Here is a 16,721-nt window from a genome sequence, read left to right on the forward strand (position 1 = left end):
GCACACCGGTCGGCCGCCCTCGCCGACCGGGGCGAGGGCGGTCGTGCCGGGACCACCGCCAACTGCCGCTACCACGTCCGTGGCCATACGTGTCGTCAGACGGAGGTGCGCTTCCAGTGCTGGTTGTGGCCACCGTTGCAGGCCCACTGCTCCAGGGCGGCACCGTCACTGGTCGCCTGGTTCACCACGTCCAGGCACTTGCCACTGTGCCGGGCGATGAACTGGACATATTCCGTGCTGTCCGTCGGCTTCACCGTCCACTGCTGGGATCTCCGGCCGTCACAGGTGTTCTGGACGGCCAGGGCACCGTCCGCACTCGACGCACCGTTGATATCGAGACACTTGCCACTGTGCCGCGCCATGACCTGGACGTATCCCGAACTGAGCTTCTTCACCCAGAAGTTCTGGTTGAGGTTGTCGCCGCAACCCCACTGGATGAGGTCTGCCGTTTCGTCCGTCCTGAAGTTCGCGACGTCTGCACACTTACCGCTCTTGCGGGACTCGATGGCCTCCCAGGTCACGTCCATGCCCTGCACCGTCCCGGCCGCGGTGTCGACGGTGAGCTTCGGTGAGTACTCCATGGTCATGGAGGTCCTGGTGGGGAAGGTCAGGGGTGCCCAGATGTAGCGGGAGTCGTTGACCTTGTTCCCCTCGCCCGCCCAGCGGTCACCCATGTAGAGGTACCCGGTGTCCTTGGTGCCGGCGACCGGGAGCACATAGGCGGTCTGACTGCGATAGGTGGTGGAGTCGCCGATGTTCTTCAGGCCGCTCCAGTCACCCGTGATGCTGGTGGCGGTGGCGTACTTCTGCTGGTTGGGTGCCCAGCCAGTGGCGCCTGAGGTGAGCAGGAAGTACACACCGTCGCGCTGGAACAGCGCGGGCGCCTCCCGCGACTCGCCCGCCCAGAGCTTCTTGACGTGGCTCTGCACCGCGGTGTACTCCGGGTTCAGCCGGTAGATGTGCAGATCGCGGTTCTCGTTCGCGGCAGAGATCATGTAGCCGGTGCCATCGGTATCGACGAACGCCGTGATGTCCCGCGACATATGGCCGAAGGGCCGGAAACTGCCCCGCCAGGAGTAGTTGCCGTCCACCGTGTCGGAGACGGCGACGGCCGCCCTGGCCTCTCCGTAGTCGGCGGCGCCTTCCTTGTGCATCCACATCACGAACTTGCCGGTCGACTTGTTGAAGATGACCTTGGGACGTTCGATGTTGGCCGACCGCAGTTCGGGGTCGGTGGCCTGGGTCAGTACGTGTTTGCGGAAGGTCCAGTTTCTGAGGTCGGTGGAACGGTAGGCGGACACGTAGCGGAAGGTGTTGTCCGTGTTGCGGTTCTCGCCGAACCAGTAGTAGTACCGGCCGACTTTGAGGACACCACCGCCGTGGGCGTGGACTGCGGCACCGGAGGTGTCGGTGAACTGTGTGGCGTTGGTGATGGTGGTCGGCACCGCCTCGGCGCTACCGACGGTGCCGAACAGGGAGAGGAGCAGTGCGGACAAAGCGGCGAACAACGCTGTCGCACTCGTCCATTTACGAGCCATGTGGGGATACCTCTTCTTGCCTTGTGCGCGCATGCGGGAAACCCGCATCGCGGTCATGGGTGAACGGGCCCATGCAGACGAGACCGTTCGACAGGGGGTCAGGCTGTGACCGGCCGGTCCGGTCGGCCGCGAACGCGACGGACCGGGGGGCGGGGCTACCGTGCGGATCGGAAATGGGTGGGCCGGTGCGGGACCGGCCACTGGCACCGCCACTCAACACCTGGTCATGCGTGCTCTCCTCCGGCGGCGCGGGCGAGGAGGAGTGGCCTGCCGTGTCGGGCGACTGTGCTCCTCCCTTCCATGTTTACGTGAACACCGCAGGTTGGATGAGAGTGTGGGATTTCCGTGACGGGGCGTCAAGGGCTACGGCAAGCACACTTCGAGACATTCGACTGATTGTCCACATGACCTGCCACACCACACATGTTTGCGATAACATCGCCACCGACGTGCGGCTGGCGTCGCGGTGGCGACACCAGGTGGACCGGGCACACGAGCCGCGCCGGGTGGCCCGCTCGGCGAGAACCGCAACCGGCGCGAGGGCGCGCGCGCCCCTTCACCTCTCATGAGCCGACGTCATCCGAGGTACCGGGCGTGACATCGGGGCGAGCCGCCCCGGCAGACGGGGCTCAGGCGGTGGGCGGCGGGGCGGTGCTCTCCCGGACCACGATCCGGGTCGGCACCAACGTGGTGCCACGCTCCCCCTGCGCGTCACCGATCTGACGCAGCGCGCTCTCCACACAGCGGCGGCCCACCTCGGCGAAGTCCTGGTGGACCGTGGTCAGGGGCGGGATGAAGGAACCCGCGTCCGGGATGTCGTCGAAGCCGACCACGCTGACCTCGTCCGGTACGGCACGGCCGTGGTCGTGCAACGCACGGAGCACGCCCAGCGCCATCTGGTCGTTCGCGACGAACACTGCTGTGCAGCCCGGCTCCTGGGCCAACCGCAACCCGGCCCGGTAGCCGGATTCGGCCGACCAGTCGCCACGCAGCATGGGCGGCACGTCCCGTCCCGCACGCTGGAGCTCGGAGCGCCACGCGTCGGCCCTGCGCTGCGCGGCGTACGACTCCTCGGGCCCGGCCACATGCCAGACGGTGCCGTGCCCCAGGCCGAGAAGGTGCCGCACCGCGTCGGAGGCTCCGCCCTTCTGGTCGGTGTCGACCACGCTGTAGCGGTCACCGGCATCGGAGTCCGCGACGACCACTCCGACACCGGGCGGAAGCGACACCGCGGCGGCGTCCAGCAGATGCACTTCCATGATCACAATGATCGCGTCCACCGCCAGCTCGCCGAGCCGGGTGAAGGCTCCGCGGACCTCACCTTCGGTGGGTACGGCGACCGGGAGCAGGGTGGTCGCGTACCCCTCGGCCGCCGCCGACGTGGCGATCGCTTCGAGCGTCCGGACGTTCCCGGTGGTGGAGAGAGTGAACAGGATGATGCCCAGCGTGCGGAACTGGCCGCTCTTGAGGGCACGGGCCGCACTGTTGGGCCGGTAGCCCAGCTCCTTCATCGCGGCGAGGACCTGACTCCGGGTCGACTCGACCACGCTGGGATGGCCGTTGGACACTCGCGACACGGTCTGCGACGAGACTCCGGCCCGCCGGGCCACGTCCGCCATGGAGACGCGGCGCCGCCCCCGGCTCCCGGCCGCGACCCGTCGCTGCGCCGAGCCCTGCGCGTCCGTCTCGCCCGTGACGCCGTCCCTCTGCACCCTGCGTACTCCCGCCGTTCGCCGTCGGCCGCCTGCCGTCCGCGGCTCCCCGGATTCCGCGACCACTGGGATTCTCCACCCTTGACGGCCCTCCGGGCGTGGTGCAAGCATCTCACTCGCACGATGTTTACGTAAACATCGCGTGACGCAGTCGACTCGTCACTCTGCGTCGTGCTCACCTTCGCCCCCCACGCACCAGCGCGCGCCTGCCGCACTCAAGGGCGCGCCCACCACCCGGTGGGCCGCCGTACGGCTGATACGAGAATCACGACAAGCGGGGAAGCAGTCATGACGACATGGCCAACGCACACGCCCGCGGCGCGATCCGCTCCGCGGACGTGGCCCGGACGACGAAGGGCGTGGATCGGCTGGGGCTTCCTCGGCCCCTTCATGGCGGCCTTCGCCCTGGTGTTCCTCGCCCCCATCGGATACTCCCTCTATCTGAGCCTCTTTCAGGAGAAGCTGATCGGGGGCACCTCCTTCGTCGGCCTGGACAACTACCAACAGGCCCTGGACGATCCTCAGTTCTGGACCGCACTCCGCCGGGTCGGGTTGTTCCTCGTGGTCCAGGTGCCCATCATGCTGGGCATCGCCCTGCTGGTGGCGTTGGCGATCGACAGCGGGCGCCTCTACGGCCGGAACTTCTTCCGGGTCGCCGTCTTCCTGCCGTACGCGGTGCCCGCCGTGGTGGCCACACTCATGTGGGGCTTCATGTACGGGACGCGCTTCGGCCTGGTGGGCGACATCAATGACGCCTTCGGCGTCTCACTGCCCGACCCGCTCTCCGCCGACCTTGTGCTCGCCTCCATCGCCAACATCGTGACCTGGGAATTCGTCGGCTACAACATGCTCATCTTCTACTCGGCGCTCCGTGTCGTGCCCCATGCGCTGTACGAGGCCGCGGAGATCGACGGGGCCGGGCAGTGGCGGGTCATCACCGCGATCAAGATCCCCGCCATCCGCGGGGCACTCGTCATCGCCACCATCTTCTCCATCATCGGCAGCTTCCAGCTGTTCAACGAGCCGAGCATCCTCAAGAAGCTCGCCCCGAACGCGATCACCACCCACTTCACGCCCAACATCTACACCCACTCACTGGCCTTCTCCGGTCAGCAGCACAACTACGCCGCCACCGTGGCGATCGTGATGGGCCTGCTCACCATGGTCATCGCCTATCTGGTGCAGCTCCGCGGCATGCGGAAGGAGGCGTGACCATGGCGACCGCCCCGGCCACCTCCGCCCCGCGCCCCATGGAACGGCCGCCGCGCCATATGCCCGTCCCCCGGACATCACGGCGCCGCGCGCACCGGGCCGGCCGCCCCCGCCGCAGCACCGCCCTGACCCTGCTGACGGGTCTGGTGGTGGTCTACGCCCTGCTGCCGCTGGTCTGGCTGGTCATCAGCGCCACCAAGACACCCACCGGTCTGACCAGCTCGTCCGGCCTGTGGTTCGACGGGGACTTCGCACTCTGGAGCAACATCGCCGACACCATCACCTACGACGACGGTGTCTACCTCCGATGGCTGCTGAACACCCTGCTCTACGTGGTGGCGGGGGCCGGTGGCGCCACCTTCCTCGCCGTGCTCGGCGGCTACGCGCTGGCCCGGTTCGACTTCCCCGGCAAACGCGGCGTATTCGCCGTCGTCATCGGTGCCGTCGCCGTGCCCGGGACGGCGCTGGCCATCCCCACCTTCCTGATGTTCAGCAAACTGGGACTGACCGACACCCCCTGGGCAGTGATCATTCCCTCGCTGATCTCGCCCTTCGGCCTCTACCTGATGACGGTCTTCGCCGCCGAGGCCATTCCCGCCGAACTGCTGGAGGCCGCGCGCATCGACGGCGCCGGGGAGGTGCGCACCTTCTTCCGGGTGAGCCTGCCACTGCTCGCCCCCGGCATCGTCACCGTGCTGCTGTTCACCATGGTGTCCACCTGGAACAACTACTTCCTGCCCCTGATCATGCTCAAGGACCCCGACTGGTACCCCCTCACCCTCGGGCTCGACTCCTGGAACGCGCAAGCGGGCACCGCGGGTGGCCACGCCATTCCCCATCTGGTCCTCACCGGTTCGCTGCTCACCATCCTGCCGCTCATCGCCGCCTTCCTGCTGCTCCAGCGGTACTGGCAGTCGGGACTCGCGGCCGGAAGCGTCAAGGAGTGACCGCGGCCCACACCCCACCCCGGACGCACCACGCCGACGTACCGACAGCAAAGTGAGATGACACCATGACCAACCGACCGCGACGAGCGCCGCGCCGTACCGGGCTGGCCTGCGTACTCGCCCTCTGCCTCGCGACGGCCCTCACCGCCTGTGGCTCCTCTGACGACGGAGGCGATGACGGCGGTGGTCCGGCCGATGTGACAGCGGCCCTGGAGAAGGGCGGCACCATCAAGGTCTGGGCCTGGGAACCCACCTTGAAGCAGGTGGCGAAGGACTTCGAGGACGAGCACCCCAAGGTGAAGGTGAAACTCGTCAACGCCGGGACCAACAAGGACGAGTACACCGCACTCCAGAACGCCATCTCGGCCGGATCCGGCGTCCCGGACGTGGCACAGATCGAGTACTACGCGCTCGGCCAGTTCACTCTCACCGAATCCCTCACCGACCTCGCCGGGTTCGGCGCGGACAAGCTGGGTGACACCTACTCACCGGGACCGTGGAACGCGGTGTCCTCCAGCGACGGCATCCACGCCCTGCCGATGGACTCCGGGCCGATGGCGCTCTTCTACAACAAGGACGTGTTCGACAAGCACCACATCGCCGTGCCCAGGACCTGGGACGAGTACGTGGCGGCGGCCAGGAAGCTCCACAAGGCCGACCCCGAGGTGTACATCACCAGCGACACCGGCGACCCCGGGCTCACCACCAGCCTGATCTGGCAGGCGGGCGGCCGACCCTACACCGTGGACGGCACCGAGGTGTCCATCGACTTCTCCGACCAGGGCAGCGCCACCTACACCCGCACCTGGCAGAAGCTCATCGACGACAAGCTGCTGGCCCCCACCGTCGGCTGGAGCGACGAGTGGTACAAGGGCCTTTCCGACGGAAAGATAGCGACGCTCCCCATCGGCGCCTGGATGCCCGCCAACCTGATGTCCGGAGCGCCCAAGGGCAAGGGCTCCTGGCGCGTGGCACCGCTGCCGCAGTGGAAGCCCGGGAAGCCGGTGAGCGCCGAGAACGGCGGCAGCGCCCTGGCCGTTCCCACGAAGAGCGGCAACAAGGCACTGGCCTACGCCTTCGTGCAGTACGCCAACGCCGGCAAAGGAGTGAAGACCCGCGTGCACGACGGCGCCTTCCCGGCCACCAAAGCCACCTTGGAGTCCAAGGAGTTCCTCAACCGCCGGTACCCGTACTTCGGCGGGCAGAAGGCGAACGTCATCTTCTCCAAGGCCGCCGCCGATGTGCCCGACGACTGGAGCTACCTGCCCTTCCAGGTGTATGCCAACTCCGTCTTCAACGACGCCGTCGGTACCGCGTACACCTCGGGTACCCCGCTGGACAAGGGCCTGGCCGACTGGCGGAAGGCGTCGGTGAAGTACGGCAAGGAGCAGGGCTTCACCATCGAGTAGCCGCCACTCCCCTGTCCCCGCCGTGCACCGGGCGCCACCGGGTCACCAAGGCCACCCGGCCGGTGCACGGGCTCCGGACCGGGTCACCGGCACTGCCCCTCGCGTGCTGCCACACGCGTCCGGCGCCTCCCGGTGTGCCCACCGCCCTGCCGGTCCGCACCGCCCCCGACCACGGTGGGGACCGGCAGGGCACCCCCGACACTCCGCGCACCCGCGCGGCGCCGCCGTCGCTGTGCACACCGCCTCTTCCCCAACCACTCAGCACCTCAGCCCCGTCACCGAGGAGCCAGACATGCCCGTTCTGCGGACCGACGACCAACGATTCCTCCTGGACGGGACGCCGTTCCGGATCCTCTCCGGAGGACTCCACTACTTCCGGGTCCACCCCGCGCAGTGGGCCGACCGCCTGGGCAAGGCTCGGGCCATGGGCCTGAACACCGTCGAGACCTATGTCCCGTGGAACCTCCACCAGCCCCGTCCCGGCGACGGGCTGCTGATGGAGGGACAACTGGACCTGCCCCGTTTCCTGGAGCTCGCGGCGGAGGAGAGCCTGCATGTGCTGCTGCGCCCCGGACCCTTCATCTGCGCGGAGCTCGACGGAGGCGGGCTCCCCTCCTGGCTGCTCGCCCACGAGGACATCCGGCTGCGTTCAACGGACCCCCTCTTCCTCGGCGCGGTCGACGAGTACTTCGATCTGCTGCTGCCAGTAGTGGCGCCGTACCTGGGCACCCGCGGCGGTCCGATCATCGCCGTCCAGCTCGAGAACGAGTACGGCGCCTACGGCGACGACACCGACTACCTGCGCCATCTGGCCGACACGATGACGGGCCACCTCGACGGAGTCCCGCTGTTCACCTGCGACCAGCCACAGGACCTCGCTCGCGGAGGTCTGCCGGGTGTGCTGAGGACCGTCAACTTCGGCAGCAGGGTGGGGGCGGGACTCGCCGCACTGCGCGATGTCCAGCCGACCGGTCCACTGATGTGCACGGAATTCTGGAACGGATGGTTCGACCGCTGGGGTGGGGTCCACGTCGTCCGGGACGCCGAACCCGCGGCGGAGGCACTGGACGAACTCCTGGCGGCCGACGCGTCGGTGAACTTCTACATGCTGCACGGCGGCACCAACTTCGGCTTCACCAACGGCGCCAACGACAAGCACACCTACCACCCCACCGTCACCTCTTACGACTATGACGCTCCGCTCGACGAGGCAGGCGATCCAACCGGGAAGTTCCACGCCTTCCGGGACATCATCTCCCGCTACGCCCCCGTTCCGGCCACACCGGTGCCCCCACCGTCGAAGAAGATCTGCCACCTGGGCATCGAACTCGTCGAAGCAGCACCGCTGTTCGGCCATCTGGACACCCTGGGCACGGCAGTCGGCGCGGAGCGTCCGCACACCATGGAAGAACTTGGTCAGGACTTCGGCTTCGTCCTCTACGAGACCGCTCTCGCCACGTCCGGCTCCGCGCTCCTGGAGGTCGAAGCCGTCCGCGACCGCGCTCAGGTCTTCCTGGACGGCCAGCCGGTGGGCGTCCTGGAACGCGAACGGCACGAACACGCCCTCGCGTTCCATGTCCCCCGGCCGGGAGCGGTCCTCCGGATCCTGGTGGAGAACCAGGGCAGGGTCAACTACGGTCCCGCCATCCACGACCGCAAGGGGCTGATCGGGCCGGTGACGCTCAACGGCACCCGCCTGACCGGCTGGACGAGCCGACCACTGCCCCTCACCTCACTGGATGCCCTCCCCTTCACCGTGCTCACCGCTCCGTCCACCGGCCCGACCTTCCGGCGCGGCACCGTGGACATCGAGGAACCCGCCGACACCTTCCTCGACACCACACGGTGGACGAAGGGCAATGCCTGGATCAACGGCTTCGCCCTGGGCCGGTACTGGTCCCGGGGACCCCAGCGCTCTCTGTACGTCCCCAGCCCCGTCCTGCGGGCCGGCCGAAATGAGATCGTCCTTCTCGAATTGCACGCCGTGCCCCGACTTGCGACGATCGATCTGCGCGATGTGGCATCGCTGGGGCCCGAGGAAGAATAGTGCCGTGCGCGTGCCCGGGGTCTCCCCGGGCCGGGCTATGGTCGGGGCCTCGGCGAGGCGGCGGGGCCGAGTGCGGACGTCTCGACCCGTGGCGGAACTGTGGCGCATACCCGCGGCCTCCTTGCCGAGCTGACCGAAGCGGTGAATGCCAGCGTCGGCCGGCTGCGATACCGCTCAGGTGTCGAGCAGTGCCGGGACGATGATGTCCTCGCTGGTCAACAGGCGCTTCGATAGGCCCTGTTCATGGTGGTAGCGCGAGGAACGTGTCGAGGACTCTGCGGCTCGCACCGAAGCCGTAGGGCCACCAGTCCTCGCCCAGCAGCGCCCGGTTCTCCTCGAAGTGCTTTCGCGTCCGCGCTCACGGACATGCTGACGCCGGGGGCGCCGGTGCTGCGACCGGTGCCCGGTCACGGCGACGACGTGGACAATGTGACGACACTGCTGGCCGAGAGCGAACTGGCCCGGCACCGGCTGGCTGTCGAGATCGTGGATGCCTGGTCCACCCGCGACGTCGGGCCGTTCCGCGCCACCGCGGTCCCGGCCGTCGACGGGCTGGGCGATCCGCAGCTGAACTGGGTGGTGGAAGCCGACGGGCAGCGGGTCTTCCACGGCGGCGACACGATGTTCCACGGCTACTGGCGGCTCATCGCGCGCCGTTCAGCCCGTTCGACGCGGTGTTCCTGCCCTCCAACGGCGCGGTGGTCGATGCGCCGCATCTGCAGCCGCCGAGCCCGCTGCCCGCCGCGATGGACCCCAGGCAGGCCTCCGTGGCCGCGGAGGTCCTCGACGCCCGGTACGCAGTGCCGATCCACTACGAGACGGAGCAGCCGGACAAGATCGCGGGCTACGTCGAAGTCTCCGACCCGGAGCATGACTTCCGCAGCCACGCCGGACGGCGGGCACACGTACTGGCCGTCGGGGAATGGCTGGACCTGGCCACATGACCGGGAGCTCCGCCGCGCCACCAATCCGGCGCCCGACCATGGCCAGTATCCGCCGCTGCCCGTCCAGCTCCTTATCCGTGAACACCGGAGCAATGACCCGGCAACCTCAACAGAAGTGCATCGCTCCATGCCGCCCGACAACGCCCCACAGCGGCCGTCGACCCCAGCACATCACTCCGCCAGAAATGCTTACCCGGGCGGGTCAGAGCCAGCCATTGCGGCGGAACCCCCGGTGGATGAGGAAGCAGGCGATGGCCATAATCCCCAGCACCATGGGATAGCCGTACGTCCAGCGCAGCTCGGGCATATGGTCGAAGTTCATGCCGTAGATGCCGCAGACCATGGTGGGAACCGCGATGATCGCCGCCCACGCGGTGATCTTGCGCATGTCCTCGTTCTGGGCGACGGTCACCTGGGCGAGGTGGGCCTGGAGGATGGAGTCGAGCAGCGCGTCGAAGGAGGTGATCTGTTCGGTGATCCGCTCCAAGTGGTCGGCGACGTCACGGAAGTACGCGCTGATGTCGGAGCCGATGAGCGGTATGGGGTGGGTGGCGAGTCGCTTGAGCGGCCGGTCCAGCGGCGCGGCGGCCCGCTTGAGCTCCAGGAGCTCGCGTTTGAGCTGGTAGATGCGGCCGGCGTCACGGTAGCTGGTGTCCTCGGTGAAGACGGCGGACTCCACGGTGTCGATGTCGTGCTGCACGTTGTCGGCGACGGTGAGGTAGTCGTCGACCACATGATCGGCTATGGCGTGCAGCACTGCGGCGGGCCCCTTGGCCAGGTGCTCAGGAGTGGCCTCCAGAGCCTCGCGGCACGGCCCCAGCGAGCCGTGCCGTCCGTGCCTGATGGTGATCACGAAGTGAGGTCCGGTGAAGATCATGATTTCGCCGGTGTCCACCACTTCGCTGGTGGCGGTGAGCTCCGTGTGCTCGACATACCGAACGGTCTTGAAGACAGCGAACAGCGTGTCGTCGTACTGCTCCACTTTGGGCCGCTGGTGTGCCTGGACGGTGTCCTCGACCGCCAGGGGATGCAGGCCGAAGAGTTCGGCGAGTCCGGCGAACTCCTCCTGGGTCGGCTCGTGCAGTCCGATCCAGACGAAGCCGCCATCCGACTTGCGGGCTTGCCGCAGTGCCTCTTCGGCGGGACAGTCGCCGTGCTGCCGCACACCATCGCGATAGACCACACAGTTCACCACCGAACTGCCCAGCGGCGACCGGGCAGGATGGCTGAGGTCGACGGTGCGCCGGTGCACCCGGCGGACCGCTTGACGAAGATTGCTGATCATCGACACGGCGGACTCCTTCGGCAGATCGACGGTCAGTGTGCCATCCCCCGCCACACAGGTCAGCCGACCCCGGGAGCGATCCGGCAGCGAGCCACCCGACCGGGGTCGGCGTTGCCGCCCCTCGATCGAGCCGCGGTCCCTGGCGTATCGAGGCGCTACGGAGCAGACGTCGTACGGCACGCTCCCGGCTCGCTTTCGTGCGCATGACGTTGGCGTGAGCCAACTCACCGACCAGCACCACTTCCGGACTCCGGGCCGGCACCACGTCGGGCCCCATCTCGGGGAAAGCGACGCCGCGGTTCTCACTGCCCCGCCGGGACGGCGGCCATCATGACGTCCCGCGCGGGCGCGGAGCGGCAACGCGGCGGCCGTCACGCACAACAGGTGCAGCCCGGCTTGCAATCGCACGTGTCCGTCGCGGCGACTGCCGCCCCGACGGGGACCGCGTCGTGTGCGGTGGGTGCGCAGCAGCCCTTGCCCTGCCAGGCGTCGTGGCCTTCCCTGACCGCGATGGCGGCGATGACCAGGGCGGCGAGGGGGTCGGCCCAGGACCAGCCGAGGGTGGCGTCGAGTACCAGGCCCACCAGGAGGACGGCCGAGAGGTAGGTGCACAGGAGGGTCTGCTTGGAGTCGGCGACTGCGGAGGCGGAGCCGAGTTCGCGTCCGGCACGGCGCTGGGCGGCCGACAGGAACGGCATGATCGCCAGAGACAGAGCGGCAATGACGATGCCGGGGATCGAGCGATGGGTCTCACCGCTGCCGACGAGAGCCCGGATGGCGTCGATGGTCACGTATGCGGCGAGGGCGAAGAAGGAGACGGCGATGATCCGCAGGGTGGTCTTCTCCCGGGCCTCACGGACGGTGTGGTCGCGGGCGGAGAACTGCCAGGCGACCGCAGCGGCGGAGGACACCTCGATCACGGAGTCGAGACCGAAGCCGATCAGCGCGGTGGAGGAGGCGAGCGTACCGGCGGTGATCGCGACGACGGCCTCGATGACGTTATAGGTGATCGTGGCGGCGACCAGCAGCCGTATGCGCTTGATGAGCCGGTCGCGGCGGGCCGGGGACAGCCCGCAGGACTTCGCGGTCATCCGCAGCATCCCTCCGTGGCCGAGTCCGGGCAGGTCTTGTCGGACTCGACCGCGAGCACCGCGTCGAGCAGATGCTCCAGGGCCTGGCCGAGGCGTGCATCGGCGAGCTCATAGCGGGTCCGCCGCCCGGTCGGCACCGTGATGACCAGTCCACAGTCCCGCAGGCAGGCCAAGTGATTCGACAGCCGGGACCGGGAGACTCCCAGTGCGTCGGCGAGGTCGGCCGGGTGGGCCGGCTCCTCGCGCAAGGCAAGCAGGATCCGGCAGCGGGTCGGATCGGCGAGCGCGCGGCCGAACCGGGCCAGCACGTCGATGTCGGAGGCAACGGTCAGCACACCGCGACAGTACAGCTGATCCTGAATTCAGAGAACCCTGAACTATTTCGTCACGGATCGCCACCGCAAGCACCGCCCGCCACGCCTGGCTCAAGGAACTCGGCGCCGACGAGACCATCGACTACACGACCACCCGTTTCGAGGACGCCGCCGTCGACGTCGACATCGTCATCGACCTGGTGGGCGATGCCCACGACCGGACCAGCACCCGCTCGCTCGAGGTCCTGCGCCCCGGCGGCCTGCTGGTCGCCATCCCGGCCGGCGTCTCCCCGGAGCTGGCCCAGGCCGCCGAGGCGACTGGTGTCCGGGTCACCCCGTTCCTGGTCGAGCCGGACGGAGCCGCGCTGACGACGATCGCGGACCTGATCGACGCCGGCCATGTCGCCGTCGAGGTGGAGGACACCTTCCCGCTGGAGGAGGCCGACGCGGTCCACGCCCGCGGCGAGGCCGGCCGCACCCGCGGCAAGCTCGTCCTCACCGTCGCCAACTGACCACCCCCGGAACGAACTTTGGAGTCGCACATGTACTACGAGATCCGCCGCTACCAGGCGCAGCCCGGTCGCCGCGAGGAGTGGGTGCGCTACATGGAAGAGGTGGTCATCCCGTTCCAGGCCTCCCTGGGCATGGACGTGACAGCCTCCTTCGTCGACGACCAGGACGAGGACGGCTACGTGTGGATCCGCCGGTTCGAGGACGAGGCCCAGAGCGAGGCCCTGTACGAAGCCGTCTACCACCACGACCGCTGGAAGAACGAGATCGGCCCGGTCGTCTACGACCTGCTGATCCCCGATAAGACCGTCGTCACCCGCGTGGTCCCCACCCCCGCCTCACCACTGCGGTGACCCGTCCGCACCACTTGCGCCACATGGAACGGCGCCACCCGCAGAGCACAGCCACAAAGGGACCACTCATGAGCTCGCGCCCACTCGCAATGTCGTTCCCCACCTCCTCGATCACCCAGGTCGCAGCCGGCGCACTGATCGCAGCGGTACACACGGCCGCCGCCCGGATCGGTTTCACGGCGACTGTCGCCGTCACCGACCCGGGCGGGCACCTCAAGGCGTTCGACCGCGCCGACGACGCGCCCTTCCTCACCACCGAGGTCGCCGTCGACAAGGCCTGGACCGCAGCCTCCTTCCACACCCCACCCACGCGTGGAACGACTACCTCACCAATCCGAGCATCGCGCCGCTGGGCGGCCACCCGCGCCTGATGGCGGTCGGCGACGGCTACCCGATCATCGACAACGGCCAGTGCGTCGAAGGCATCAGAATCTCCGGCGGCAGCTACGAGCAGGACCAGCAGGCCGCAGAAGAGGCCCTGGCCGCCCTCGGGTTCGAGGTGCCCGCCCACTGACCGCCCGACCGGCCTGTACGGTCAGCCATCGCAGCCATCGAGGGCAGACCGTACGGTCTTCCCGCTCCGAGACACTTGAAGACGTGTCCTGCGGCGGCCACCGGGGATGCCGAAGGGAAGCTCAGAGGCAATCCAGTCGGTTACCGCCCGACCGGATTGAGGTAGGTGGCCGGGTGGGTGGCGCCGTCCTGCTTGAGAATCTGGCCACCGAACGGCCACTTCAGGGTGAAGTGCTCCGTCTCGTTCGGCGGTGTGACCAGGAACTTGGCCGGAACGAACTTCTCCTTCTGCGGCGTGGACCGGGCCACGGGGAGCAGGGTGATGCTGAAGTCCACCGTGTCCCCCTGCTCCAGGGTCATCTTTTCGGGCCTTGTGGAGGAGCGCGCCAGCGACCAGGTGCCGTCGGTCTCCTGAGCGCCGATCATGTCGACACCGGCGAAGCCGGACAGGGTGCAGGTGCGATTGCTCCGGTTGGTGAACCAGATGTACGCCTGGGTCTGCTTCTCCGTCTGCTCCATCTCCGGCCTCGCGTCATCCCCCGTGGCGAAACCGGCCTTCAGGTCGGCGGTATGGCAGCGGGTCGGCTCGGCCTTGGCCGGGGCGGCCGAAGCCGGGACGGCGGTAGCGGCAGTTCCGGCGACGACGACAGCCGCAAGGGCCACGGCGGTCAGCTTGCTCTTCATGTCTGGTTCCCCTCGAAGGCGAATCGGCGCGCGAGGTCAGCACGCGCCTACGTATCTGAAGATGCGCAATGCCCGGGGGAAGTTCGGCGTGGCGGAGAACCTTTGCGAGGACGAAGACCGTTTTCGGTCACGGCCGAACGACCTGGTGCTCCTCGGCCGGCTGGCGCCGCTCCCCCTTGCTTGGCGTCGAAAGACGTCCAGCCGCTGGTAGGGCGCTTGCCATGAGTCCTCATATGGCTGTGGAGGAGGGAGTGGCGCAGTATCGCGATCACCCACCCGGCCCTCGCCCGGCTGACGGCCACCACGGACAGTAGCCGGCGCGTATTTGGCACACTGTTTAGAGGCTTTCAGGACATGGCGGAAGTCTGCACTGGTCGCCCTGCCTAGGGATCGCCGCAGGTCAAGGGGGCTATTTCTGGGACTGCTCGCGATCCACGCCAATACCTCGTCCACTCTGCTCGGCGCGCGCGACCGGGGCGTAGGTGGTCTGCTGATTCCGGGGGATTCATCCCCGTACGCCGGAGAGATCCAGATGAGTAGCTATCGAGTCGCGCAGGTCGCTGCCGCCGGTGGTGCGTTCGAGATCGTCGAGCGGGAGGTGCCGCGGCCCGGCCGCGGCCATGTGCGGATCGCCGTGGAGGCCTGCGGGATCTGCCACAGCGACAGCGTCTTCGTGAACGCCGAGGTGCCGGGCGTGCGGTTTCCCCTGGTGGCCGGACATGAGGTCGCGGGGCGCATCGAGGAGCTCGGTGAGGGCACAGACGACGTCTGGCGGGTGGGCGACCGGGTGGCGGTCGGCTGGTTCGGCGGCAGCTGCGGCCACTGCCCGCCCTGTCGGCACGGTGACTTCATCGTCTGCGAGAACCTGAAGATCCCCGGATGGGCATACGACGGTGGCTACGCCGAGGCGGTGATCGCGCCGGTGGACGCCCTGGCCCAGATCCCCGACGCGCTGGCCGCTGCCGACGCGGCTCCCCTGGCCTGCGCGGGGGTGACCACCTACAACGGGCTGCGGCGCAGCGCCGCCCGGCCCGGCGACCTGGTCGCCGTACTCGGCATCGGCGGCCTCGGCCACCTGGGGGTGCAGTACGCGGCCGCGATGGGCTTCGAGACCGTGGCCATCGCCCGGGGAGCCGCCAAGGCCGACCTCGCCAAGCAGCTCGGCGCGCACCACTACATCGACAGCACTGGGGACACCACCGTCGCGGACGCGCTGCGATCCCTCGGCGGCGCCAAGGCCGTTCTGGCCACCGCCGCCAACTCCGACGCGATCACGGCGACCGTGGATGGGCTGTCGCCCCGCGGCGAACTGGTGGTCATCGGCGTGGACCCCACTCCGCTGGGAATCAACCCGACCCAGCTGCTGATGGCCGGCCGGATCGTCCGTGGCCACCCGTCCGGCACCGCGCAGGATGTCCAGGACACCATGGCGTTCAGCGCACTGCGCGGGATCCGCCCGATGGTCGAGACCGTGCCGCTGGACCAAGCCGCTGAAGCGTACGGGAAGATGATGTCCGGGGCCGCCCGCTTCAGGATGGTGCTCACCCCCCGCTGACCCGCCGCCGGACGCACGGGCCTTCTTGCGGCACGTGCTCCACCGTCAGCACATTCGCGGTGGCAGCCGGGCGCACTCGGTTCCTCTCCTCACATCCACGCGGGGTAGCCACCGTCCACCCGGATGGTGTCGATGCCGCTGATGTGCCGGGCTCCGCAGCGGTCCTGGGGCAGTGCGAGCTGGGGGCCGGCGCGGTCGAGCGAGGTGTCGTCGATGGTGACCGCGAGCAGAACAGGAGCGCGCCCGAAGTCGGGGTCGATCTCGGCCCACGACAACATCGTCCGGTGGCCGTCCGCACCGTGTACGGCGACCAGGAAGCACAGGCGATCCTTGCGCTTGGTGGGGTCGAAGCCCGGGCCGGCGTCCACGAGGACGTCGTGCAGGAGCGGTCCGGTGAATCGGTGGTGCTGGACGCCGCTGGTGGCGCACTCGAAACTGACCTGTGCCCGGTGCTGGGGCCAGGCCAGCAGATCGGACACCGTCAGCCGGGCCGGACGGGTCAGATCGCCGGTGAGAACGAGTTCAGCCACCGGGCCGGTGGTCCTACTGGCAGTGGCGAGGGACTCGCTCACGGGCTACCACCTCCTGGCTGACCCGTACCCGAACA

At 68.5% G+C, this 16,721-nt stretch carries 14 protein-coding genes and 2 pseudogenes; 9 read left to right on the forward strand and 7 right to left on the reverse strand.

The genetic code is table 11. The features are described from left to right. Positions 1-95: 95 nt before the first annotated feature. Both NMK44_RS29615 and NMK44_RS29620 read right to left on the reverse strand, forming a co-directional pair. On the reverse strand, positions 96-1,538 hold the full coding sequence (locus tag NMK44_RS29615; protein WP_254748804.1) for an RICIN domain-containing protein: 1,443 nt from the start codon (positions 1,536-1,538) through the stop codon (positions 96-98). 629 nt (positions 1,539-2,167) lie between these two features. Continuing rightward, positions 2,168-3,157: a LacI family DNA-binding transcriptional regulator gene (locus NMK44_RS29620; protein ID WP_254748881.1), complete on the reverse strand. Its 990-nt coding sequence runs from the start codon at positions 3,155-3,157 to the stop codon at positions 2,168-2,170. Positions 3,158-3,538: 381 nt separating this feature from the next. Between NMK44_RS29620 and NMK44_RS29625 the strand changes: the two genes are divergently transcribed. From NMK44_RS29625 to NMK44_RS42475, 5 genes and pseudogenes are all read left to right on the forward strand, one after another. Continuing rightward, positions 3,539-4,462, forward strand: coding sequence for a carbohydrate ABC transporter permease (locus NMK44_RS29625; RefSeq protein ID WP_254748806.1), 924 nt, complete (start codon positions 3,539-3,541; stop codon positions 4,460-4,462). A 2-nt stretch (positions 4,463-4,464) separates the two neighbouring features. After that, positions 4,465-5,409 (forward strand): carbohydrate ABC transporter permease, encoded by a 945-nt coding sequence (locus NMK44_RS29630; RefSeq protein WP_374215363.1) that lies wholly within the window; start codon positions 4,465-4,467, stop codon positions 5,407-5,409. 65 nt (positions 5,410-5,474) lie between these two features. After that, entirely contained in the window at positions 5,475-6,818 is a 1,344-nt protein-coding gene (locus NMK44_RS29635) for an ABC transporter substrate-binding protein (protein WP_254748808.1), read from the forward strand. 292 nt (positions 6,819-7,110) lie between these two features. Then, entirely contained in the window at positions 7,111-8,865 is a 1,755-nt protein-coding gene (locus NMK44_RS29640; protein ID WP_254748810.1) for a glycoside hydrolase family 35 protein, read from the forward strand. Between the two features lie 348 nt (positions 8,866-9,213). Further along, positions 9,214-9,809, forward strand: a pseudogene (locus tag NMK44_RS42475) (MBL fold metallo-hydrolase); the annotation flags it as partial. 202 nt (positions 9,810-10,011) lie between these two features. Here the strand turns inward: NMK44_RS42475 and corA are convergent. From corA to NMK44_RS29660, 3 genes are all read right to left on the reverse strand, one after another. Further along, positions 10,012-11,094 carry a magnesium/cobalt transporter CorA gene (gene corA, locus NMK44_RS29650; RefSeq protein ID WP_254748814.1) on the reverse strand — a complete coding sequence of 361 codons (1,083 nt, stop codon included), beginning with the start codon at positions 11,092-11,094 and terminating at the stop codon, positions 10,012-10,014. A gap of 371 nt (positions 11,095-11,465) precedes the next feature. After that, positions 11,466-12,185, reverse strand: coding sequence for a cation efflux transmembrane domain-containing protein (locus NMK44_RS29655; protein ID WP_254748816.1), 720 nt, complete (start codon positions 12,183-12,185; stop codon positions 11,466-11,468). Next, positions 12,182-12,520, reverse strand: a complete 339-nt coding sequence (locus tag NMK44_RS29660; protein ID WP_254748818.1) for an ArsR/SmtB family transcription factor — start codon at positions 12,518-12,520, stop codon at positions 12,182-12,184. The genes NMK44_RS29655 and NMK44_RS29660 overlap by 4 nt, the downstream gene beginning before the upstream one ends. A gap of 116 nt (positions 12,521-12,636) precedes the next feature. Between NMK44_RS29660 and NMK44_RS29665 the strand changes: the two genes are divergently transcribed. The 3 genes and pseudogenes from NMK44_RS29665 (at position 12,637) to NMK44_RS29675 (ending at position 13,876) form a co-directional block, all read left to right on the forward strand. Continuing rightward, positions 12,637-13,011 (forward strand): zinc-binding dehydrogenase, encoded by a 375-nt coding sequence (locus tag NMK44_RS29665; RefSeq protein ID WP_308358613.1) that lies wholly within the window; start codon positions 12,637-12,639, stop codon positions 13,009-13,011. A gap of 30 nt (positions 13,012-13,041) precedes the next feature. Continuing rightward, positions 13,042-13,362: an NIPSNAP family protein gene (locus NMK44_RS29670; protein ID WP_254748820.1), complete on the forward strand. Its 321-nt coding sequence runs from the start codon at positions 13,042-13,044 to the stop codon at positions 13,360-13,362. Positions 13,363-13,451: 89 nt separating this feature from the next. Beyond that, positions 13,452-13,876, forward strand: a pseudogene (locus NMK44_RS29675) (GlcG/HbpS family heme-binding protein). A gap of 140 nt (positions 13,877-14,016) precedes the next feature. On the opposite strand, the gene NMK44_RS29680 reads toward NMK44_RS29675, so the two are convergent. Further along, on the reverse strand, positions 14,017-14,559 hold the full coding sequence (locus tag NMK44_RS29680) for a DUF4232 domain-containing protein (RefSeq protein ID WP_254748822.1): 543 nt from the start codon (positions 14,557-14,559) through the stop codon (positions 14,017-14,019). Positions 14,560-15,091: 532 nt separating this feature from the next. On the opposite strand from NMK44_RS29680, the gene NMK44_RS29685 reads away from it, so the two are divergent. Further along, on the forward strand, positions 15,092-16,114 hold the full coding sequence (locus NMK44_RS29685) for an alcohol dehydrogenase catalytic domain-containing protein (protein WP_254748824.1): 1,023 nt from the start codon (positions 15,092-15,094) through the stop codon (positions 16,112-16,114). An 89-nt stretch (positions 16,115-16,203) separates the two neighbouring features. Here NMK44_RS29685 and NMK44_RS29690 read toward each other — a convergent pair whose 3' ends face one another. Then, the gene (locus NMK44_RS29690; RefSeq protein WP_254748826.1) at positions 16,204-16,686 is read right to left on the reverse strand and encodes a molybdopterin-dependent oxidoreductase; all 483 of its coding nucleotides are present in this window, start codon (positions 16,684-16,686) and stop codon (positions 16,204-16,206) included. Positions 16,687-16,721 lie beyond the last annotated feature (35 nt).

Source organism: Streptomyces cucumeris (assembly GCF_024295805.1).
In the GTDB taxonomy this organism is placed as follows: domain Bacteria; phylum Actinomycetota; class Actinomycetes; order Streptomycetales; family Streptomycetaceae; genus Streptomyces; species Streptomyces cucumeris.

Bases quoted from the DNA above. Each gene is read 5' to 3' on its own strand.
- NMK44_RS29630 (WP_374215363.1), top strand. From the start codon at position 4,465: ATGGCGACCGCCCCGGCCACCTCCGCCCCGCGCCCCATGGAACGGCCG.
- NMK44_RS29670 (WP_254748820.1), top strand. From the start codon at position 13,042: ATGTACTACGAGATCCGCCGCTACCAGGCGCAGCCCGGTCGCCGCGAG.
- NMK44_RS29615 (WP_254748804.1), bottom strand. From the start codon at position 1,538: ATGGCTCGTAAATGGACGAGTGCGACAGCGTTGTTCGCCGCTTTGTCC.
- NMK44_RS29640 (WP_254748810.1), top strand. From the start codon at position 7,111: ATGCCCGTTCTGCGGACCGACGACCAACGATTCCTCCTGGACGGGACG.
- NMK44_RS29635 (WP_254748808.1), top strand. From the start codon at position 5,475: ATGACCAACCGACCGCGACGAGCGCCGCGCCGTACCGGGCTGGCCTGC.
- NMK44_RS29625 (WP_254748806.1), top strand. From the start codon at position 3,539: ATGACGACATGGCCAACGCACACGCCCGCGGCGCGATCCGCTCCGCGG.
- NMK44_RS29685 (WP_254748824.1), top strand. From the start codon at position 15,092: ATGAGTAGCTATCGAGTCGCGCAGGTCGCTGCCGCCGGTGGTGCGTTC.
- NMK44_RS29680 (WP_254748822.1), bottom strand. From the start codon at position 14,559: ATGAAGAGCAAGCTGACCGCCGTGGCCCTTGCGGCTGTCGTCGTCGCC.
- corA (WP_254748814.1), bottom strand. From the start codon at position 11,094: ATGATCAGCAATCTTCGTCAAGCGGTCCGCCGGGTGCACCGGCGCACC.
- NMK44_RS29655 (WP_254748816.1), bottom strand. From the start codon at position 12,185: ATGACCGCGAAGTCCTGCGGGCTGTCCCCGGCCCGCCGCGACCGGCTC.
- NMK44_RS29620 (WP_254748881.1), bottom strand. From the start codon at position 3,157: ATGGCGGACGTGGCCCGGCGGGCCGGAGTCTCGTCGCAGACCGTGTCG.